Here is a 20,890-nt window from a genome sequence, read left to right as displayed (position 1 = left end):
TCCCCTGGGGCCCGCCCGCTCCCGTTCGAATGCTCTAAGCGAAGGGGCTCAACGTGCCGGTGCCGAGCAGAATCAGGGTGAGCGCGCCCAAGACGATCCGGTAGGCGACGAACGGCGCGAATGACCGCCGCTCGAGCCACCGGAAGAGCCAGGCGATGACGGCGTATCCGACGACGAACGCGATGGCGGTGGCCAGCAAGGTCGGGCCGATGCCGAACACTGAACCCTCGGCGATCGCCGACGGCCACTCGTAGATCCCGGCGCCGAGCACCGCGGGAATGGCCAGCAGGAACGCGAACCGGGCCGCGGTGGCGCGGTCGAGACCCAGCAGCAGCCCCATACTGATGGACGCACCCGACCTGGACACACCTGGGATCAGGGCCAGGGCCTGGGCCGCACCGACCAGGCACGCGTCGCGCAGCCCGATTCCACGGACGTCTCGTTCGCGCCGGCCCAGCCGGTCGGCTACGCCCAGGATCACCCCGAAGACGACGAGGGTGGTGCCGACGATCCACAACGACCGGAAGTCGTGTTCGATGACGTTCTTGAACGTGATCCCGGCCACCACGATCGGGATCGTGCCGATGATGACGTACCAGCCGAGCCGGACGTCGGCTGGGTCGTAAGGGAGTTGCCGGGGCAACGTTCCGGGTCCGTCGGAGCCGTTACGCATCCCCGCGGTGCCGGCGCGCGAGCGCACCCATGCACTGATGATGCGCGCGATGTCTTTGATGAAGTAGAGGATCACCGCTGTTTCGGTGCCGATCTGGGTGACCGCGGTGAACGCCGCACCCGGGTCCGGCCAGCCGAACAGTTGCGGATAGATGCGCAGGTGTGCGCTCGACGAGATCGGCAGGAATTCGGTTAACCCTTGCAGGACGCCGAGTACAGCTGCCTGGAACCACTCCACCCCGTTGCCTCAACCTTCCGTACGGCCGGCCGTTCCGGGCTCGGAAGGGTCGGCGATTCAACCAGCCAGTCCCGCCGCGTCGACGGCGTGGACCACCGATCGCAGGATATGCCTGCGATCGTCGAGCGTGCCGGTCAGGGCCAGCACCGACACGGTGGTGACCCCGCCGGCGGCGTAGGCGTGCAAGCGTTCGGCGATGCGTTCTACCGGTCCGATGAGCGACGTGCGGTCGATGAACTCCATCGGTACGGCTGCCGCGGCGGCCCGGTACTGGCGGTCCAGGAACAGGGCCTGGACCTCGGCGGCGGCCGCCTCGAAGCCCATACGTACGGCTAGCTGGTTGTAGAAATTCGTGGTCCGGCTGCCCATCCCCCCGAGGTACAACGCGGCGTAGGAGCGGATCGGGTCCGCGCAGGCCGCGACGTCGGCGCCCACGACCACCGGCACGGTGGGCATGACGTCGAACCCGTCGAGGGTGGCTTCGGCGCGGCGGCGGCCGGTGGTGAGGTGTCCGAGCGCGACGGGGTCTTCGGGGTCGTGGAACACACCCAGCCAGCCGTCGGCGATCTCACCGGTCAGCTGGAGGTTCTTCGGACCGATCGACGCCAGGTACACCGGGATGTGTTCGCGGTGCGGCCGCACGGTGAGCTGGAGGGCCTTGCCCGGCCCGTCGGGCAACGGCAACTGCCAGTGCCGGCCGTTGTACGTCAGTTTCTGCCGCGCCAGTGCCGCGCGGACGACGTCGACGTACTCGCGGGTGCGGCCGAGCGGGTCGGCGAACCGTACACCGTGCCACCCTTCGGACACCTGCGGCCCGGACACGCCGAGGCCGAGCCGGAACCGTCCCTGCGACAACGTGTCCAGCGTCGCGGCGGTCATGGCGGTCGCGGCCGGTGTCCGGGCGGGGATCTGCATCACGGCGCTGCCGACGTCGATGCTGGTGGTCTGGGCCGCGATCCAGGTGAGCACCGTGGGCGCGTCGGAGCCGTACGCCTCGGCGGCCCACACTGAGGAATATCCGAGCTGCTCGGCCTCCCGTGCCAGCTCGACGTGGTCGCGAGTGTCGTCGCTCCCCCAGTACCCGAGGTTCAATGCCAGCCGCATCCGCCGACTCTATCGGTCCTCCGCGGTCTTGGCTGGTCCGTACCCGTCACCCGCCGAGTGGTACGGTCCAGGGCGCGTCGGCCCCGCCTGATCGTTGACCACCGGTAATGTCGCTGATGTGGAACAACGACGACTCGGACGAAGCGGGCTCCTCGTCTCCCGCATGGCCCTCGGCACGCTCAGTTGGGGCCGCGACACCGACGAACACGAGGCCCGCGTCCAGCTAGAGGAATTCGTCGAGCACGGCGGCACCCTCGTCGACACCGCCGCATCGTACGGCGAGGGCGCCAGCGAACGTGTCCTCGGGGCATTGATCGGCACCACCATTCCGCGAACCGAGCTCGTCATCGCCACCAAAGCCGGCCGGCGCGGACCGTTCGGCCAGGACGTCACGGACGTATCCCGTAAGGCCCTGCTGGACCAGCTCGACGAGTCGCTCGACCGGCTCGACGTCGACTACGTCGATCTCTGGCAGGTGCACACGTGGGACGACGGCACCCCACTCGACGAGACCCTCGGTGCACTCGACTACGCCGTGGCGTCCGGACGCGCGCGCTACGCAGGGGTCTCCAACTACGCCGGGTGGCAGACCGCCTGGGCCGCGGTGCACCAGACCCGGGCGGGTGAACACACCCGGCTGGTGTCTACTCAGATGGAGTACTCCCTGGTGCAGCGGGACATCGAGGACGAAGTGGTGCCGGCGGCGCGGCAGTTCGGCTTGGGTATCCTTCCGTGGTCGCCGCTCGGCCGGGGTGTGCTCACCGGCAAGTACCGCGGCGGCACCCCGGCCGACTCTCGGGCTGCCACCCCCCATTTGGCCGGATTCGTCGATCGTTATCTCGACGTCCGTTCCCGCCAGATCGTCGAGGCTGTGTGTACCGCCGCCGACGGCCTCGGCGTGCAGCCGCTGCAGGTGGCGCTGGCGTGGGTGCGCGACCGCCCGGGGGTGGCCGCGCCTATCCTCGGCGCCCGCACCGCCCGGCAGCTGACCACTCAGCTCGCGGCGGAAGACCTGGAGCTGCCGGACGAGATCCGCGCCGCCCTCGACGACGTCTCCGCACCCGACGCTCCGCCCCCCAGCTGACCGACGCCGGGGCGTCCGGTCAGCTGGTCAGCTGGTGCGGACGACGCCCGTCAGGTGCTCCGGACGACCCCGTCAGCGCCTACCTCGACCACGATCTCGTCGCCGTACTCCCGGCGTTCGGTACGCACCAGTTCGTAGTCCGCGTCGAAGATCGGGAACACGTACACCGGGGTGAACGTCACGCGGGCGCCGTCGCGCAGCCGCTGCACGTTGACCTCGAGGTGCCCGTAGTGTTTGCCGCCGTCGACGAGGGTCAGGGTGCCGTCGACGTACTCCCACCGCTCCGGGGCGTCCTGATCGGCCGTCCACTGCCGGTATGGGTTGTACCTCAACAGGGGGTCGGTCAGCGACGGTCCGGCTCGCCGTTCCCCCCGTAGGCCGTCGCCGGCCACTCCGACGTCGTAGTAGTGCACCCCGGAGCCGGCTCCGTCGTCGACGAAACTCCGCTCGAACATTTCGCTGTGCCCGGATAGCACCGCCACCACCCCGTACTCGGCGAACATGTCGTGGTACTGGCGCATCGGAGTGCCACCTTGACCGCTGGTGAGTTCGTGATACATCGGCAGCCCGTGCTCTCCGCTGCTGAACGGCGCATGGTGGAACTGCACGAAGACGATCTGCCCTTCGTCGCGGGCGGCGGCGAGCTGTTCCTCGGCCCAGTTCCACTGCACGCTGCCGGGGTTGAGGTCGGCGAGGTCGGTCCCGCCGGCGGCCTCGTACTCCGCACGGGTGTAGTTGTTCTGGGTGTCGGTTCCCGGGCCGCGGTACTCCTGGCCGGTGGCCTTCTCCCCCGCCGGGTAGTTGCTCGGATGATCGTCCGGTTCACCGTTGGAGCTGTCCAGGGTGATGACGGTGACCGGGCCGTAGTCGACGCGATAGTAGTTGTCCCGGTGTGCCTCGGTGCCGTTGTCCGGCGAGTCGAAGTAGGCGTGGTACTTGGCGCGGGAGCGCACCACCGGGCTGCGATCGGCCGCGGTCCCGTACCCGCCGTTGAGCGCGCCGAAGTTCTCCCAGTTGCCGATGGCCGGGAGGATCGGCCGATAGGACAGGCCGCTGGCGTGCTCGCCGGCGTTGTGCCGGAAGAACTCGTCCCAGCCCGGCTGATACCCACCGCCTTGCACCAGGTCGCCGGGCATGACGACGAAGTCCGGCCGGCGCTCGTCGATGACGCGCAGGTTCTCCCGGTATCCCGCGTCTTCGGTCAGCATGTACCGCAGAGTGCGCACCTGCGACAGGATGGTGGTGCCGAACGTCTGGTCCCAGGTGCCGCCGGCGTCGGCACTGGGCCGCGGCTGCCCGTCGTCGGCAAGAGAGCCGGGCGCCCACTCTCGGCGCTGGACGCGACCCAGAGGTTCGGTCTCGGAGTCGGCGAGCGCCACGAACCGGATCCGGCTCCACCGGTCGGGCGACGGCGCTGTGGTGAAGTGGGCATGGAAACGGTCCGCACCGGAGCGGACCGTGTACACGTAGTGTCGGCCGGGTTGCAGCCCGGTGACGTCGACGGAGTGTTTGTAATTGCCGCCTTGATGCAGCCACGAACCGGGCTCCAGGCCCTCGATGTGCTGCTCCAGCTCGGCCGGCGTGTAGTCGAGGGCCGGCAGATGTTCGGGCTCGGTGACGTAGCGGGCCGCACCCCGTAGGCCGGGGCCACGCACGACGAGGTCACCGGGTTCGCCGGTACTGGTGAACCAGGTGATGGTCATGCTGGTGGTGGACGGGTTCTGGAGGTACGGGTTGACGCGGAACTCGGTATCCGCGGCTGGTCGCGCCTGGGCCGGCACCGTGGTGGCCAGCACGGCCAGGACGGCGCCGGCGGCGAGCAGCCGCCATTTGCGGGATCTGGGCATGGACTCGGGTACTCCCCAACACTCGGCGGCACGACGTCGCGCCGTGCCTGCGGTGGCCGGCTGTGGCCACGGTCGCAGGGTTGTCCCAGCGGCGGGGCAACGGTCGACGACGTACCGGTGAATGCCAGACGTTCTACCGGCGACATGGCGTGCCGTCAATGCTGTTCATGACCAGTGGTCACGTCAGCCCTGGGCATCGTCCTCGTCCGGCCCGATGACCTCGTCGAGCCGGTAGATGAGCATCTCGTCGTCTACCACCGCGAACGGCTCGTCGACCAGGGTGTCGCCGTCGCCGTCGGTCAGCTCCTGAACCCACACCGTACCTCCGCGAGGTAGCAGCCCGGACGGTTCGGCGCGCTGGTCCAGGCCGTCCACTCCGAAGGCATGCAGCAGCTGGTACAACGCCCGCCCAGCGTGGTTGACGTCGGCATCGGCGGCCTGCCGAGGATGGGCCGGGTACAGCTCGCCGTAGGCCTCGCGACCGGCCCGGAGAAGTTCGTCGCCGTCGACGATGTCATAGTCCCGACGGACGAACACCCCCACCGACGCGGGCTCGGCGTCGGGGTCTTCGTATTCGATGTCGACGTGTGGACCCTCGGGGAACTCCCACGGGGTGACCTCCTCACGCAGCTCGAACAGGAGGTCGTCATAACGTTCGGCGGCATGCCGGAGTGCGGTGTACGCGGCCTGGACGGCCATGTCACCTTCACCGGAACGGGCGACGCAGGCCTCGAGGTGGTTCTCGAGAGCGTCGGTGAGATCGTCGAGCGCGGTCTGGAGGCGGGCGCGATCGTCCGGAGCTGTGGTCACAATGTCCGACCGTACCTGTTCCGACACGTCCGCCGCTCATAAATACCCGGCACCACACCCCGTGGTCACCATGGCAAGATAGTTCAATGGAACACGTGGTGGCGTCGAGCATCCGCTCCGCTGCCGCCCGTGCCACCGAGTACGAGTTCCGCCACCTGTTGTTGTCCCGCGACACCTCCCGCAGCGCGGCCCGCAAGCTGCTGACCGAACATGCCGAGTACGGCCGGTGGGAGTTGGCCAGATTGCGTCGGTTTCCGGACGGCACCCGACGGGTGACGCTGCGGCGCAAGATCCTCCGGGTGCGCCGGTCGTTGTCACCCGTCGACACCTAGCGTTGTTGTCCCGGTGCAGTCGAGCCCGTCAGGCGAGGTCGAGGAAGCGATCCAGCACCCGCGCACCGAAGCGCAGGCTCTCGGTGGGCACTCGCTCGTCGACGCCGTGGAACATGCCGGCGAAGTCGAGGTCCGGTGGCAGCCGCAGCGGCGCGAACCCGAAGCATCGCGCGCCCAGCGTGCTGAACGCCTTGGCGTCGGTGCCGCCGGACAACGTGTACGGCACGGTGCGCGCCGCGGGGTCGTGTTCCAGCAGCGCCGCCGTCATCGCGTCTACCAGTGACCCGTCGAACTCCGTCTGCACGGCGATGTCGTGCACCATGTAGTCGCGGCGCACCTTGGGTCCGAGCACCTCGTCGAGGGTGGACTCGAACTCGTCCTCATAGCCCGGCAGGAAACGTCCGTCCACGTACGCTTCGGCCCGGCCCGGGATCACGTTGTGTTTGTACCCGGCCTTGAGCATGGTGGGGTTGGTGGTGTTGCGGACCGTCGCGCCGACGATCCGGCCGATGTTGCCTAACGTCTCCAACAGCTGTTGCGGATCCGCCGGATCCAGCTCGACGCCGAAGGCTTCGCTCGCCGCATCGAGGAACGCCTGCGTAGCCGGGGTGATCCGCACCGGCCATTCGTGCCGGCCCAGCCGGGCGACCGCCTCGGCCAGCTCGGTCACGGCGTTGTCGTCGCTGAGCATCGACCCGTGCCCGGCCCGGCCGTCGACTGTCAACCGCATCCAGGCGATCCCCTTCTGCGCCGTCTCGATCAAGTAGAGCCGGAGGTCGTCGCGGACGGTCAGGCTGAAGCCGCCGACCTCGCCGATCGCCTCGGTGACGCCGTCGAACAGCTCCCTGTGGTGCTGCACGGCCCAGTGCGCTCCTAGGGCTCCCCCGGCCTCCTCGTCAGCCAGGAACGCCAGCACTACCGGGCGAGCCGGGCGACGTCCGGTGCGCAGCCGGTCACGGACCACCGACAGGATCATCGCGTCCATGTCCTTCATGTCCACCGCGCCACGGCCCCAGACGCAGCCGTCGGCGATTTCACCGGAGAACGGGTGGTGGGTCCAGTCCGGCGCATGGGCCGGGACGACGTCGAGGTGTCCGTGGATGAGCAATGCGTCGGTGCGGGCCGGGTCGGCGCCGTCGATGCGGGCGACCACACTGGTGCGGCCGGGTTCGGAGTCGAAGACCGTGGTGGCCAACCCGGCGTCGTCGAGTTGAGCCGCCACGTATTCCGCGGCTTTACGTTCACCCGGCCCCGTACTGTCACCGAAGTTCGACGTATCGATGCGGATCAGGTCGCGGCAGAGGTCGACGACCTCGGCGTCGGGTGCGGGCGAAACGGTCATGCCCTCAGCCTAATGGGCGTCGTCCTCCGGCCCGGAGGCCCGTCCTCGGTCCTTCTTCCAGGCCCAATACAGCAGGAACGCCACGATCACCACGGTGCCGCCGAAGAATACGATCGTCCAGATCCAGGTTTCCGTGTCCATATGTCACCTCCACCCCGTCGTCACGGCTCAGCTTCCCGCTGAACCGTTCGGGCCGGGATCGTCGCTGGTAGCCACGGTGGTCATCGGGCCGGGCCGGATCCGCCGCGCCAGCACGTTGTTGAGCAGCAGCAGAATCGCCGCCACCGCCGCCCACTGCACCACCATCGTGGCCAGGCTGAACGTGTCCAGCGGGTTCCACCAGTCTTTGCCCGGGCTGTCGACCGACTGATAGATGAACCAGCCGAACAGCACCGCGAACATCACCGGGAACAGCCGGATCAGCACCGTCCACCAGGCCCGCACCCCGAAGTCGCTGTCCACATCCATGTCGCGGCGGGCCTGCTCGAGGCCGTACTTCATCATCGCGATGGCCGCGAACAGCCCGCTGATCAGCAGCGCGATACCCCACACGTTGTCCTGGTTGCTGAGGTAGTCGAGGTTGAGCGCCGCCGGTAGCCCGACCAGGAAGGTGACGACGACGATCCCGGGCACCGCGACCCGGCGCCGCACACCGAGATCGACGACGTTGCGGGTGGCCAACTCGACCATGGCGATCAGGCTGGAGATCCCGGCCAGGGCAAGAACCAGGAAGAACAGCGGTGCGAACACCCACGTGCCGCCAGGCATCTCACCGAAGAGTGCGGCCAGGTAGACGAAGGTGAGGCCTTCGTTGCCGGCGCCCGTCGCCTGCTCACCCAAGGCCGTGCCGCCCAACGCGAAGACGGTGCAGATCACCGCGATGCCCGCCAGCAGAGACGCCAGGTGGTTGCCGGCCACGATGGTGGTGGCGTTGAGCGCGAAGTCTTCCCGGCGGCGCATGTACACGCAGTAGGTGAGGTACAGGCCCCAGCCGGCCCCGGTGGAGAACGCCATCTGCGCGAACGCCTGCAACCACAGCTCCGCGTCCCGGAGCTGACCCCACTCCGGCACGAACAGATATCGCAGCCCCTCGGCCGACCCGGACAACATCATGGCGCGTACCGCAAGGATGGCCAGCAGGACGAACAGCGCCGGAACGACGATCTTCAGCACAGCTTCCAGGCCGCCCTTGAGCCCCCGGATCACCACCAGCCCCACCAGCACGATGGCGATGGCGTGGAAGGTGATGGTCTGGGCCGGACTGTCGACGAAACCCTCCCAGATGGTGCGGGTCTCGTCGACGGTGATGCCGGACTCGAACTTGCCGGTGATGCCGTACACGAAGTAGCGGATGGCCCAGCCACACACGACCGAGTAGTAGAACATGATCGCGATGGTCGCGAACCCCATGAATCCACCCATCCAGGTGAATCTGCGGCCCATGACGTCGCGGAAGGCGCCCACCGTGCCGAGGCGGCTCTTGGAGCCCATGTACGACTCCGCCATCAGCAACGGGATGGCCCACACGAGGTTGGCGACCACCACGGCGAGCAGGAATGCACCACCGCCCCAGTCGTGGACGTCGCGCGGGAATCGCCAGATGTTGCCCGTGCCGACGGCCATGCCGATGGCGGCGGCCACGAAGGCGAACCGGCTGGTGAACATCTCCCGAGCCGGGCTGCGGGTGTCTTCGGATGCCATAGCGAACCTCGCTTCGTCGCGCTGTCCGGTGACCAAGATCATGCACCCGAAACCCACCGTTGGCAATCACCTTGTCCCCATGATCATGAACACTTTGCCGTGCGATCGCACGGCAAAGTGTTCATGATCATGGGGACAAGGGCTAGTCTGAGCGGCGTGAGCGATGGGCCGATCTTGCACACCGCGTCGTTCGCCGATCTGGACACCCACACGCTCTACGCGCTCTTGCGGTTGCGGGTGGACGTGTTCGTCGTCGAGCAGCAGTGTGTGTACCCGGAGCTGGACGGCCGCGACCTGGAACCCGATACCCTGCACATCTGGTACGAGCAGGCCGGCGCTCCCGTGGCATACCTGCGGGTGCTCGCCGAACCCGGCGGTGTCGCCCGGATCGGCCGGGTAGCGGTGGCCACCGAAGCCCGAGGTGCCGGTCTGGCGCGACGGTTGATGCGGGTCGCCCTCGACCGGATCGGGGACCGGCCGTGTGAACTACACGCCCAGGCCTACCTGGCTGACTTCTACCAACAGCTCGGCTTCAGCCCGACCGGGCCGGAGTTCCTCGACGACGGCATCCCGCACGTGCCTATGGTGCGGCCCGCGCCGTAGCCTCGCCCGTGGATCGGTTGCTCGGCCGAACCCCGTCGGGCTCAACCCGCCGTCACGGCAGCGAAGTGATCAGCTCTTCGACCGGGACCCGCCGCCCGGTGTAGAAAGGCACCTCCTCGCGGACGTGCCGGCGGGCCGTCGACCCCCTCAAGTGACGCATGAGGTCGACGATCCGGTGCAGCTCGTCCGCCTCGAAGGCGAGGATCCACTCGTAGTCGCCGAGCGCGAACGACGGCACCGTGTTGGCCCGCACATCCGGGTAGCCGCGGGCCATCTGACCGTGTTCGGCGAGCATCGCCCGTCGTTCCTCGTCCGGCAGCAGATACCACTCGTATGAACGGACGAACGGATACACACACACGTAAGCACGTGCGTCCTCGCCGGCCAGGAACGCCGGGATGTGGCTCTTGTTGAACTCCGCGGGCCGGTGCAGGGCTGCCTGCGACCACACCGGCTCCAGGTAGCCGCCGAACGCCGTGCCACGCAGCCGCCGGTAGGCCGCCTGGAGGTCCTCGATGGCCGGAGCATGCCACCAGACCATGATGTCGGCGTCAGCGCGCAACCCGCCGACGTCATAGGTGCCGCGGACCACGACGTCCTTCCCCGCCAGCTCGTCGATCAGCCCGGTGACCCCGGCCACCAGCGGCCCCCGATCGGTGTCGGCCAGCGCCGCCCGAACCCGGAACACCGACCACATGGTGTAACGGATGACCTGGTTGAGTTCACGCGCTTTGGGCCGTGGCGGCTGCTCGCTCATGCCTCGATCCTGACATAGCCGGACCGTAGGTCCGCAGCCACCCTCTCAGCTGCCTCCTCCGCCGTCGCGACACACGCGGCAACGCCTACACCTGCGTAGACGGCGCCGCAGACGGCCAGCCCGGGGACCTGCTTCACCGCATCCAGCACCCGCGCCACCCGGTCGAGGTGACCAACCGCATATTGCGGCAGCGCGCCGCCCCAGCGGGTGACCCGGGTGTCGACGGGTGCTCCGTTGACGCCGACGGCGGCCCGTAACTCGTGCCGGACCACCTCGACGAGGTCGGCGTCGTCGCGCTGGAGGACCTGCGATTCTCCCTGGCGCCCCAACGACGCGCGTACCAGCACCAGGTCTGCCGCCTCGGCAGCCAGCCACGGCCATTTCACCGACGAGAACGTGACCGCCTTGATCCGATGGCCATCAACCGGTGGCACCAGGAATCCCGACGACGCTGGTGGTCGAGGAAAGGCCGACGCCGGCAACGCCATGGTCACGATGGCCATGCTGGCGGTCTCCACCGCACCGAGGTCGGCAGCCGCACCGGCCGCCACCTCCTTCAACAGCCGCGCGGCGGGTGCGGTCGGTACCGCCAGCACCACTGCGTCGGCCGAGATCATCTCGGGTGCGGGCACCGGGCCGGTGTCGAGCTCCCAGCCGCTGGCCACCCGCCGCAACCCACGCACGGTGACGCCGGTGCGCACCGTCGCCCCGGCTGCCCGGGCCACAGCGGCCGGGAGCCGGCCGACGCCGCCGCGGAGTCCGGCGAACACTGCCCCGGCCGCGGCGGCTGGCACCGGAGTGGCCGGGGCCGGAGCGCCACCAGCCGGCGCCGGCCCACCGGTGGCTGGCGTCGCCTCGCGGACGTCGCGGACCGCGGCGGCCAGGCTGGTGTGCCGACGCGCCGCGGCACCCAGCGCCGGAATGGTGGCGTCCAACGACAGTTGATCGGCTCGGCCAGCGTAAACACCACCGAGCAGAGGTTCCACCAGCCGGTCGGCTACCGCGCGGCCCATCCGTGCGCCGACCAGCCGGCCAATGGCGACGTCGGCGTCGAGCGGCAGCCGAATGGCATCGGTGCCGCCCGCGAACGCCTCCGATGCAGGCACGCCATCCCGGCGGACGGCCGCGGCGATCTCGTCCGCGGTGAGCAGCGCGCTCAACGTGGCTGGGTCAGCCGGCACACCCATCACGGTGCCCGCCGGCAGTGCGTGTAATGCACCCCGGCTCCACAACCCGGCACCCACCGCGGCCGGGTACACGATGTCGGCGTCCAGGCCGGCGGCGCGCGCCAGCTCCACCGCTTCCGGCCGGCGGGCCAGCAAAGACTCGGCTCCCTCGTCGACGGGTACGCCGGCCACCTCGGACACCCGCAGGTGACCGCCGATCACGTCCCGCTGCTCCAGGACGGTGATCTCGGCGTGTTCACCCAGCTCACGACGGAGGAACCAGGCCGCGGCCAGGCCGCTGATCCCGCCGCCGACGACGGCGACCCGCACCGGCCCGCGCGCGGGTGCACTTCCGCTTGCCATCGGTCTATTTCACCTCCGTATGTCCGCCCACTCCGGATGTCCGCCCTCGGCGCTCACGCGCCGTCCAGCTACCCCGGGCACCTGCCGTAGCCGGATCGTGACCTGCCATTCCGAAACCAGACCGGCTGACTCGCCGTCCGATCGAACGACCGCGCACCGGGCCCGGCGGCGTACGTCACACCGTGATCTCACCGCTGGAGGAGAACGATGAAACGACGAACGGTAGTAGCTTACGTCGCCGCCGGAGCCGCCCTTGCGCTGGTCGGCTGCTCCGGGGGCAACGACGATCGCGACGCCGGCGCGGGTGCGACGTCGCAGGCCGCCAACGGATCGGAGGACGTTGCTTCCGACGCCGCAGCGATGGACGACGACGCCGACGATACAGACGGCGACACCGAGGCTGCCGAGGACGACACCGACGCGGCGCGGCGGGGTGCCGCCGCCGGCTCCTCGGGCGGCGTGATCACCCGGACCACCACCGATGCGGTCGGCCGCGACATCATCTACCAGGTGGAGCTGGAGATCGTCACCGACGACATTCCCGACGCCACCTGGCGGGCCGGGACCATCGCGAGTCAAGCCGGTGGGTTCGTCGCCAACGAGACGACCTCCGACGACGCCGCCACGATCACCCTGCGCATCCCGGCCGAGGCCCATGCCGACGCCATCGGTGAGCTGAGCGCGCTCGGCACCGTCACCGATCGCAGCCGATCCACCCAGGACGCGACGCAGGACATGGTGGACACGAAGTCCCGGATCTCCTCGCAACGGCAGAGCATCGCCCGCATCCGGGAGCTCCTGGATGACGCCTCCGACCTCAGCGACGTCATCGCGCTCGAAGCCGAGCTGGCCAGCCGGGAGTCCGACCTGGACGCACTGCTCAGCCGCCAGGAGCGGCTGGCGGACCTGACCTCGTTGGCCACCGTCACGGTGCACTTCTCCCTGCCGGACGAGGAAGTGATCGACGACGAGCCCGACGACGAGGACGATGCCGGTTTCCTCGCCGGCCTGGCCAACGGCTGGGGTGCGTTCACCGACGTGTTCGGCGCGGCGTCGACCGGCCTCGGGGCGGCGTTGCCGTTCTTGCTGTTCGGTGCGGCGTTGGGTGCCCCGGTGGTTGTCTGGCTCCGGCGCCGGCAGGTACCGACACATTGAGAGGCGACTAGCCCTGAATGTGCTCGACCACCCGGGCGAGAACGTCGGGGTTGGTGGTGGGAAGCACCCCGTGGCCGAGGTTGAACACGTGTCCCGGTGCGGCCCGTCCTTCCGCGACGATCCGGTCGACCTCGGCCTCGACCACCGACCAATCGGCCAGCAGCAGGGCGGGGTCGAGGTTGCCCTGCACCGCTCGGCCCGGCACCCGGCGGGCGGCTTCGTCGAGTGGGAGGCGCCAGTCGACGCCGACGACGTCCGCACCGGCTTCGGCCAGCAGTGGCAGGAACTCCGACGTTCCGACGCCGAAGTGGATCTTTGGCACCGTGGTGACACCGGCGAGGGTGGCCGCGCTATGTGGGAGGACGAACCGCTGATATTCCGCCTTGGACAACGCACCGGCCCAGGAGTCGAACAACTGCACGGCGCTAGCCCCGGCGGCCACTTGCACCTGGAGGAACGTGCCGGAGATCTGCGCCACCCGGGCCAGGAGGTCGTGCCACAAATCGGGGTCGCTGTGCATCAGGGCCTTGGTGCGTTCGTGGTGCCGGGATGGCCCGCCCTCGACCAGGTACGAGGCTACGGTGAATGGGGCTCCGGCGAACCCGATCAGCGGTGTGTCGCCGAGTTCGCGGGTGAGGGTCTGGACCGATTCGGTGATGAAGCCGACGTCGTCCGGTTCCAGCGGCCGGATCCGTTCGAGGTCGGCCCGGGTTCGTACCGGTTCGGCGACGACGGGTCCGACGCCGGGCTGGATCTCCACGTCGACACCGGTGGCTTTGATCGGTACCACGATGTCGGAGAAGAAGATCGCGGCGTCGACGCCGTAGCGCCGGACGGGCTGGAGAGTGATCTCGACGACCATGTCGGGGCGGCGGCACGACTCCAGCATCGGCACGCCCTCGCGTAGTTTGCGGTACTCGGGCAGGGACCGGCCGGCCTGCCGCATGAACCACACGGGTGGACGCTCGGTCGGTTCGCCACGGCACGCACGGACCAGGAGGCTGCTGTTCACGCATCAATCGTGTCATGTTGGGCGTGGCTGACTGACAGCGGCCGTAATCCGGCCTAACCTGCGTTGTGTGGCCAGGAGCAGCGAACATCTCCAGCCGGAGGCACCGGCCGCCTTCGTGCGGGCGGTAGAGACGCTGCGCGCCGCGCAGTACCGGTCCGAAGTCCAGCTCGATGAGCCGTCGCCACCCAAGCGGTTGGCCACGTATACGTTCGCGCTGAGCGCCGAGGTCATGGTCGACGCCGACGAGCCCGATCCCGACCCGATCGCCACCGGCCGCCTGGTCCTGTTGCACGAACCCGGCGGGCACGAGGCATGGCACGGAGACTTCCGCCTGGTCACCTACATTCGGGCCAGTCTGGAGCCGGACATCGGCAGCGACCCGCTCTTGCTGGCGGTGGCTTGGACGTGGCTGACCGACGCGTTGGCTGCTCGGTCGGCCCCTTATACCGCCGCCAGCGGCACCGTGACCCGGGTGACCTCCGAAGGGTTCGGTGGTATGGCCGGCCAACCCGCCACCGCCGATGTCGAGATTCGGGCGTCGTGGACACCACTCGAACCAGATCTCCAGCCACACGCACTGGCCTGGGGTGACGGCCTGACCTCCGCCGCTGGCCTGTTGCCGCTACCGGCCGGCGTCGTGGCGATGCCCAGTCTTCGACCAAGGCAGCAGCGCAGGTGACTCCCCAGCAACCAGTCCCTCTCACCGAACCGCGTGATGGACTCCCAGACGTCGTCAACAGCCCCGAGGGCCTGGATCTGGCCGTCGCGGCGGTCGCCGCGGGCCACGGGCCGGTGGCCATCGACGCTGAGCGCGCCTCCGGCTACCGATACGGGCACCGCGCTTACCTGGTCCAGCTGCGGCGGGCTGGCACCGGCACCATCCTCATCGATCCGCTGGGTAGCCCCGATCTTTCCGCATTGGGTACCGTCCTGACCGACGTCGAGTGGGTTCTGCACGCGGCCAGCCAGGATCTGCCGTGCCTGGCTGAGGTGGGTATGCGTCCGTCGCGGCTATTCGACACCGAGTTGGCGGCGCGGCTGCTGAGCCTGCCCCGGGTGGGGCTGGCGCCGCTGGTGGAAAACATTCTCGGCTTCCAGCTGGAGAAGGGCCATTCGGCGGCGGACTGGTCCAGCCGGCCGCTGCCGGAGTCGTGGATCCGTTACGCCGCACTCGACGTGGAGCTGTTGCTGGAACTACGCGAAATACTCGAACGGCAGCTGCGCGACACCGGCAAGCTCGAGTGGGCACACGAAGAGTTCGCCGCGCTCGCCGCGATGCCGCCTCCCGAGCCGCGGTCGGATCCGTGGCGGCGCACGTCGGGTCTGCATCGTATCCGGGACCGCCGCAGCCTGGCCGCGGTGCGCCAGTTGTGGTTGGCCCGTGACGACCTTGCCCAACGTCGCGACCTGTCCCCCGGCCGGGTGTTGCCCGACGCGGCCATCATCGACGCCGCGATCACCCTGCCGTCCAGTGCCGAGGAACTGGCCGGCATGCCGGTCTTCCGGGGCCGCGCACAGCGGCGTGAGGTCAAACGCTGGTTCGGGGCTATCGACGTGGCCCGGCAGCTACCCGACGACCAACTGCCGCCGCAGACGGCTCGCTACGACGGTCCACCACCGGCGCGTACCTGGGTGTCGCGGGAGCCGGAGGCGGCCGCCCGGTTGGCCGCCGCCCGGACCGCGGTCGCCGAGGTCGCCGAGGCGCACACGTTGCCGGTGGAGAACTTGCTCGCGCCGGAGACGTTGCGCCGAGTCACCTGGGATCCACCCGAGCCGATCAGCGAAGACGGGATCGCCGAGGCGTTCCGCGCCCGCGGCGCACGCGACTGGCAGGTCCGGCTGACCGCGGGCCCGGTCGCCAAGGCGCTGACCGCCCCCTGATCCGCTGGGTGCCGGGTTACGGGTGGGTGGCGCTCTTCGCGAAACGTTCCCGGGCGACGGTCCAGGCGTAGCGGTCGAAGCGTCCGTCGTCGCGAACCGCCCCCACGGCGTCGTAGGCCATGAGCAACGCCTGGTGGATGTTGTCGAAGATGAACAAACCCTGCCGGCCCAACGTGACCACCCGGCGGATCATCCGCGCCCACGCGTCGACCTCGGTGAAGTCGTCTTCATAACCCAACCGGTAGATCGGGTACACCTGGCCCAGCCGGCGGGTTTCCACGTGGACGCGGTTGACGGCCGGCAGGCCGGTCAACCCCAGCGTCTCGTCGACCAAGTCCGCCAGCGACTCGTCGTCGAGCCCCCATACCTCGTCGGTCATGCTGCACGGGATCTCCGCACACAACACGGAGTGATCGGCGGGGTCGGCGGGATTGTCGCGGTAGTTGGTGGGTTCGGAGATCCGCAGCACAGGGGTGCGTGGGTCGGGGATGTCGTGGGAATCGAACGAGCTCCAGCGCCCACCTTCGTGCACGACGTAGACCAGAAGCATCGCCCGGTAACGCAGCCGCGCGGCCGACTCGATGGAGGTCAGCGACGGTGCGGGGCGGGAGATGCGGGCCAGCACTGGTAGTGGGAGGGTGGAGAACACCAGCCCCCCGGTGACGACGTCGCCGTCCTGGGTGCCGACCTCGACCTCGTCTTCGTAGACCCGGACGCGGTCGACTTCGGCTTCGAGTTTGATGTCGACGCCCGAGGTGGCCGCGGCGTCGGCGAGGGTGTCGACCAGTTGGCCGAAGCCGGCCCTCGGGTAGTAGTAGCCGCCGGCCGTGGCCTGCTTCTTGCGTCGTACCTGGCTCACCGCACGTCCGGCTACCCGCCAGGCGCTCAGCCGAGCGGCCTGCCGGTGGGCTTGCATGGCGCTGAGCGCGTCACCGGACACCCCCCACTGCTTACCCGCCAGTGGTCCGTACACGGTGTCATAGAGGGCGGGGCCGACTCGGCCCCGGACCACCGCACCGTAGCTGTCGTCGGCGCCCCGCCGAAACGACATCGCCGCGGAGTCTTTGGCGATCCGGGCGAGGAGGGACGGCGGGAGTCGGCGAGTAACCTCGTCGGCCCGCAACGGAAGGCTCAACCATTGGTCACCGACGCGGATCCGGCTGGTGCGGCGGCGTAGCTGGAGATCGTCACCGAGTAACCCGTGTAGGTCGGCGAGCAAGGCGTCCGGGGTGGCGCGGTCGAGGCGGTGGGATCCTTGATCGACCCGGATGCCGGCGACGTCGACGGAGGCGGCCATCCCCCCGGTGTGGTCGGCGCGCTCCAACAACGCGACCTTGAACCCCCGCTGGGCGGCGCGCCAGGCTGCCGCCAGACCGGCGGGCCCGGCGCCGATGACGATCAAGTCGTACGAGGTGCTCATCAGGGCTGCCAGCCTATCGTCCACCGACATCGGCTGGAACACAGACACACCAGCGCCGCGGGTTCACCTATCGAACCGACGGCTACACCGACGGACATACCGGCCGTTGGGCCGACATTCCGACCCGGGCCGTTCATGATCGCATCGGGTGTCGCCGGCACGCTCGGGCGATGGTGGCGGCGACGTCGTCGTGATCGTCGGCCACGGCGGCCGCGTTGACGTGCACGTGGGGGTGGCGGTCCAGCTCCGCCTGAAAGAACTGACCCGGGTGGACGACGATGCCGTCCTTGCTCAACCGGGCGCAGGCCGAGTGCTCGTCCGGCACGGGTACCCACAGGCTTGGTCCGGCCACCGAGTCGAGGGTGAAGCCGTGCCTGGCCAGCGATTGACTCAGCAACGTGTGCCGCCGCCACGCCTCGGCCACGAACCGCTGCATCCGCCCGATCGCCGGCTCGGCCGTGAGGAGGTAGGCCAGTGCCGACTGGAGGATGCGGCTGACGAAGCGCGACGAGTAGGTCAGCCGCATCCACAACGTATTGATGAGTTCGGGGTCGCCGCCGACGACGGCTTGCCGCATGTCGGTGCCGAAGAAGAAGTTGTAGCTGCGGGCATGGATGACCTGGGCCGGCAGGTGTGCGCCGATGGAGTGCTGCACGTCGTACATGTGGGAGACCTGTGACATCTCGATCACGGGGACCGTGCCAGCGACGATCTCGGCGGCACCGGCGGCCCACTCGGCGGTGACCGAGCGGCCGCGGGGCACGTTGCCAACGGGTTGGTAGACGAAGGCGGCCGGCTTGCTGATCATCGCTCGGCGCAACTCGTCGAGATCCGGCCCGTCGGGACCGATCCGGACCGGTAGCGGGGTGGCCCCGATCGCGTCCAGGATGTCGAGGACCCGCCCCATCGTCGGCGAATCGACCACCACCTTGTCACCTGGGCTGACGATCGCCGACAGGGTCATCTCTAGACAGTCCACGAGGCCGTGGGTGGCGAGGAACTGGGTGGTCGGGAACGGCCAGGTCGGCTGCACCGCGGCGGCCAACTCGTCGTCGATCGGCTGCGCGAACGGCCGGTTGAGCGACGGTTGGCTCAGGGCGTGCTCGAAGGCGGGGCCGAGGTGTGGTGCCGGCAGGGAGTCGCCGCGGAGGTTGGCGAGGTCTCGGGGCATGTCCATCGAGCTGCGGATCATGCTCTCGTAGCGTTTCGCGTGTGGTGGTGCGGCTTTGCCCAGCACGAACGTCCCGCCTCGCCGGCGGCTCTCGATGAGTCCGCGGGCAGCCAGCGCCCGCCATGCCTGCCCGACGGCCGAGCGGCTCATCCCGACCGCTGCGGACAGATCTCGGATGGTGGGCAGTTGGGTTCCGGGCGGCAGCTCGCCGGCGGAGATCAACTCCAGCACGGTCCGCGTGAGTGCGGAGGTGGTGCGCAGCGTCAGACGCTTTTTGATCACGGACAGGCTGTCGGGGTGCGGGGTATCGAGCGCGGTCATCTCAGCCATCACAAGTCGTCGAGACATATGTCTATGGACATATAGTTATTGTGTTACACATATTGCCATCCTATGGTCAGGGCGTCCAGGGCTACCGCCAACCGGCGAACAAGCCGTCAACACATGGGGAACAACGGGGAACCGGAAACGGAGGACTTGTGTCCACGAGATCTGGGTTGATCGTCGCGTCGCTCGGCCTGCTGGCCGTCGTCGGCGTCAGCGCCTGTAGCGCGATGGCCGACGACGACGACGCCAACGGCTCCACCGGCACCACTGACTCCACCGGCGACGAAGCCGGCACCACCAACCCGGCCGAGGTGGCCGAGGTCGTCGACGGCGGCACCCTCACCATCGCCGCCACCAGCCCCATCGTCGACTGGAACCCGCTGTCGGCCGCCGGTGACACCACCGGCCAGCGCCAGCAGCAGTGGCCCCTGTACCCGCATCCGTTCCTCACCAACCCCGACACCACGGTGGTCGTCAACGAAGCGCTCCTAGTGTCGGCGGAAGTCATCGCCGACGACCCAATGACGGTTGAGTATCGGATCCAGCCCGACGCCGTATGGTCCGACGGCACCCCGATCACCGTCGACGACTTCGCCTACACCCAGGCGGTCCAGGACCCGGCACAGTGCCCGGAGTGCAGCGCCGCGTTCACCGAGGGCTACTCGCTGATCAACACCGTCGACGGCAGCGACGACGGCAGAACCGTGACCATGGTGTTCGACGAGCCGTTCGCGCCGTGGCAGAGCCTGTTCAACTACATCCTGCCGGCCCACGTCGCCGACTCCTACGGTGATCTGGCCACGTCGTTCAACGAAGGTTTCAGCACCAACGTGCCCGCCGTGTCGGGTGGGCCGTATGTCGTCGAGGACTACACCGACGGGGTCTCGATGACGATGGTGAAGAACCCCGAGTGGTACGGCGAGCCGGCCCATCTGGACACCATCATCACCCGATACATCACCGGCCAGGGCGAACAAGTGACAGCGCTACAGAACGGCGAGGTCCAGCTGGTGTACCAGACACCAACGCTGGACACCCTCGAACAGGTCCGGACCATGTCGGGGATGACGGTGACCATGGGCTCCACGCTCACCTACTACCACCTGGGCATGAAGACCACCGGGGACGTCATGAGCGACCCCGCCCTGCGTACGGCCATCGCTACCGCACTCGACTTCGAGGACATGCGTACCCGGACCATCGGCCAGTTCGCTCCGGACCAGCCGTTGATGAAGAGCAGCGTCCATATCCCCGGACAGGTGGTTGGCGACATCGACGCCTACCGGGAGAACACCGACGTGGTCGGGATGGGCATCGGCGACATCGAAGCCGCCATCAGCGTCCTCGAAGACGCCGGGTACACCCTCGACGGCGACCAGCTCGTCCTCCCCGACGGAAGCCCGCTGCGTGAGCTCACCTTCCTCACCCTGGCCACGGACGACCTACGGATGGAACTGGCGCAGATCGCCCAGCAGCAGCTACGGCCGCTGGGGATCACCATCGTCATCGACCCCGCCGACGGCAGCCGCTACTCCCCCGCCCTGCGCGACGGCAGCTTCGACATCATGGCTACCGGCACCGCGTTGGACCTCGGTCCGCTGTCGATGCAGCAGTGGTACGGGACCGACGCACCACGCTCCTTCGGCTATTCCTCGGCCGAGGCCGACCGGCTGCTCGCCGAGGCCAGCTCCGAGCTCGACCCGGCCCGGCAGGTGGAGCTCATGAACGAGCTCGACCTCACCCTGCTCGGCGACGGTGTGGTGATGCCGCTGTTCGCCTCGCCATGGATGGCGGTGCACCCGGACGAGTACCGCAACATCTTCGTTAATCCCAGCAAGTACGGCACGACGATGAACGTCGAGCAGTGGGGCCGAGTCGAGTAGGACCCCGCTTTTATCCCCTCGG

Annotated in this window: 19 protein-coding genes; 7 read left to right on the top strand and 12 right to left on the bottom strand. The window is 68.8% G+C overall.

The window, feature by feature from the left end:
• Nucleotides 1-34: 34 nt before the first annotated feature.
• Nucleotides 35-910 carry an undecaprenyl-diphosphate phosphatase gene (locus G8760_RS09680; protein WP_166350343.1) on the bottom strand — a complete coding sequence of 292 codons (876 nt, stop codon included), beginning with the start codon at nucleotides 908-910 and terminating at the stop codon, nucleotides 35-37.
• Between the two features lie 57 nt (nucleotides 911-967).
• Nucleotides 968-2,014, bottom strand: a complete 1,047-nt coding sequence (locus G8760_RS09675; RefSeq protein WP_166350341.1) for an LLM class F420-dependent oxidoreductase — start codon at nucleotides 2,012-2,014, stop codon at nucleotides 968-970.
• A 118-nt stretch (nucleotides 2,015-2,132) separates the two neighbouring features.
• Here G8760_RS09675 and G8760_RS09670 point away from each other — a divergent pair, with 118 nt between their 5' ends.
• Nucleotides 2,133-3,098 carry an aldo/keto reductase gene (locus G8760_RS09670; protein WP_166350339.1) on the top strand — a complete coding sequence of 322 codons (966 nt, stop codon included), beginning with the start codon at nucleotides 2,133-2,135 and terminating at the stop codon, nucleotides 3,096-3,098.
• A 50-nt stretch (nucleotides 3,099-3,148) separates the two neighbouring features.
• Here G8760_RS09670 and G8760_RS09665 read toward each other — a convergent pair whose 3' ends face one another.
• Together G8760_RS09665 and G8760_RS09660 are read right to left on the bottom strand one after the other, a co-directional pair.
• The gene (locus G8760_RS09665) at nucleotides 3,149-4,945 is read right to left on the bottom strand and encodes a purple acid phosphatase family protein (RefSeq protein ID WP_166350337.1); all 1,797 of its coding nucleotides are present in this window, start codon (nucleotides 4,943-4,945) and stop codon (nucleotides 3,149-3,151) included.
• A 183-nt stretch (nucleotides 4,946-5,128) separates the two neighbouring features.
• Nucleotides 5,129-5,755, bottom strand: coding sequence for a hypothetical protein (locus tag G8760_RS09660; protein ID WP_166350335.1), 627 nt, complete (start codon nucleotides 5,753-5,755; stop codon nucleotides 5,129-5,131).
• Nucleotides 5,756-5,841: 86 nt separating this feature from the next.
• Between G8760_RS09660 and G8760_RS09655 the strand changes: the two genes are divergently transcribed.
• Nucleotides 5,842-6,087 carry a DUF5703 family protein gene (locus tag G8760_RS09655; protein ID WP_166350333.1) on the top strand — a complete coding sequence of 82 codons (246 nt, stop codon included), beginning with the start codon at nucleotides 5,842-5,844 and terminating at the stop codon, nucleotides 6,085-6,087.
• A gap of 28 nt (nucleotides 6,088-6,115) precedes the next feature.
• On the opposite strand, the gene G8760_RS09650 is transcribed toward G8760_RS09655, so the two are convergent.
• Genes G8760_RS09650 through G8760_RS09645 form a run of 3 tightly spaced genes read right to left on the bottom strand, consistent with a single transcriptional unit; the run spans nucleotide 6,116 to nucleotide 9,172 of the window.
• Nucleotides 6,116-7,429 carry a M20/M25/M40 family metallo-hydrolase gene (locus G8760_RS09650; RefSeq protein ID WP_166350331.1) on the bottom strand — a complete coding sequence of 438 codons (1,314 nt, stop codon included), beginning with the start codon at nucleotides 7,427-7,429 and terminating at the stop codon, nucleotides 6,116-6,118.
• Nucleotides 7,430-7,438: 9 nt separating this feature from the next.
• A complete protein-coding gene (locus G8760_RS30230) occupies nucleotides 7,439-7,570 on the bottom strand; it encodes a DUF2681 domain-containing protein (protein ID WP_246222496.1) in 132 nt (43 codons plus the stop codon).
• 27 nt (nucleotides 7,571-7,597) lie between these two features.
• The gene (locus G8760_RS09645; protein ID WP_166350329.1) at nucleotides 7,598-9,172 is read right to left on the bottom strand and encodes a sodium-dependent transporter; all 1,575 of its coding nucleotides are present in this window, start codon (nucleotides 9,170-9,172) and stop codon (nucleotides 7,598-7,600) included.
• Nucleotides 9,173-9,286: 114 nt separating this feature from the next.
• On the opposite strand from G8760_RS09645, the gene G8760_RS09640 reads away from it, so the two are divergent.
• A complete protein-coding gene (locus G8760_RS09640) occupies nucleotides 9,287-9,733 on the top strand; it encodes a GNAT family N-acetyltransferase (RefSeq protein WP_246222495.1) in 447 nt (148 codons plus the stop codon).
• Nucleotides 9,734-9,785: 52 nt separating this feature from the next.
• Here the strand turns inward: G8760_RS09640 and hemQ are convergent, their stop codons facing one another.
• Together hemQ and hemG are read right to left on the bottom strand one after the other, a co-directional pair.
• Complete coding sequence (gene hemQ / locus G8760_RS09635) at nucleotides 9,786-10,490, bottom strand: hydrogen peroxide-dependent heme synthase (RefSeq protein WP_166350324.1); 705 nt, start codon at nucleotides 10,488-10,490, stop codon at nucleotides 9,786-9,788.
• Complete coding sequence (gene hemG, locus G8760_RS09630; RefSeq protein WP_166350322.1) at nucleotides 10,487-12,019, bottom strand: protoporphyrinogen oxidase; 1,533 nt, start codon at nucleotides 12,017-12,019, stop codon at nucleotides 10,487-10,489. Before hemG ends, hemQ begins: the two co-directional genes overlap by 4 nt.
• A gap of 207 nt (nucleotides 12,020-12,226) precedes the next feature.
• Here hemG and G8760_RS09625 point away from each other — a divergent pair, with 207 nt between their 5' ends.
• Complete coding sequence (locus tag G8760_RS09625) at nucleotides 12,227-13,174, top strand: DUF4349 domain-containing protein (RefSeq protein ID WP_166350320.1); 948 nt, start codon at nucleotides 12,227-12,229, stop codon at nucleotides 13,172-13,174.
• Between the two features lie 7 nt (nucleotides 13,175-13,181).
• Here G8760_RS09625 and hemE read toward each other — a convergent pair whose 3' ends face one another.
• Entirely contained in the window at nucleotides 13,182-14,186 is a 1,005-nt protein-coding gene (hemE, locus tag G8760_RS09620) for a uroporphyrinogen decarboxylase (protein ID WP_166350318.1), read from the bottom strand.
• A gap of 67 nt (nucleotides 14,187-14,253) precedes the next feature.
• On the opposite strand from hemE, the gene G8760_RS09615 reads away from it, so the two are divergent.
• Together G8760_RS09615 and G8760_RS09610 are read left to right on the top strand one after the other, a co-directional pair.
• On the top strand, nucleotides 14,254-14,865 hold the full coding sequence (locus G8760_RS09615) for a DUF3000 domain-containing protein (protein WP_166350316.1): 612 nt from the start codon (nucleotides 14,254-14,256) through the stop codon (nucleotides 14,863-14,865).
• Nucleotides 14,862-16,067, top strand: coding sequence for an HRDC domain-containing protein (locus G8760_RS09610; RefSeq protein ID WP_166350314.1), 1,206 nt, complete (start codon nucleotides 14,862-14,864; stop codon nucleotides 16,065-16,067). Before G8760_RS09615 ends, G8760_RS09610 begins: the two co-directional genes overlap by 4 nt.
• Before the next feature lie 16 nt (nucleotides 16,068-16,083).
• Here G8760_RS09610 and G8760_RS09605 read toward each other — a convergent pair whose 3' ends face one another.
• Entirely contained in the window at nucleotides 16,084-17,487 is a 1,404-nt protein-coding gene (locus G8760_RS09605; protein ID WP_166350312.1) for a protoporphyrinogen/coproporphyrinogen oxidase, read from the bottom strand.
• A gap of 133 nt (nucleotides 17,488-17,620) precedes the next feature.
• Nucleotides 17,621-18,988 (bottom strand): GntR family transcriptional regulator, encoded by a 1,368-nt coding sequence (locus tag G8760_RS09600; RefSeq protein WP_166350310.1) that lies wholly within the window; start codon nucleotides 18,986-18,988, stop codon nucleotides 17,621-17,623.
• 149 nt (nucleotides 18,989-19,137) lie between these two features.
• Between G8760_RS09600 and G8760_RS09595 the strand changes: the two genes are divergently transcribed.
• Entirely contained in the window at nucleotides 19,138-20,868 is a 1,731-nt protein-coding gene (locus G8760_RS09595; protein WP_166350308.1) for an ABC transporter family substrate-binding protein, read from the top strand.
• Nucleotides 20,869-20,890: the final 22 nt, after the last annotated feature.

The organism is Phytoactinopolyspora limicola (genome assembly GCF_011320225.1).
GTDB classification, from domain to species: domain Bacteria; phylum Actinomycetota; class Actinomycetes; order Jiangellales; family Jiangellaceae; genus Phytoactinopolyspora; species Phytoactinopolyspora limicola.
This window is presented reverse-complemented; position numbering and strand designations above follow the sequence as displayed.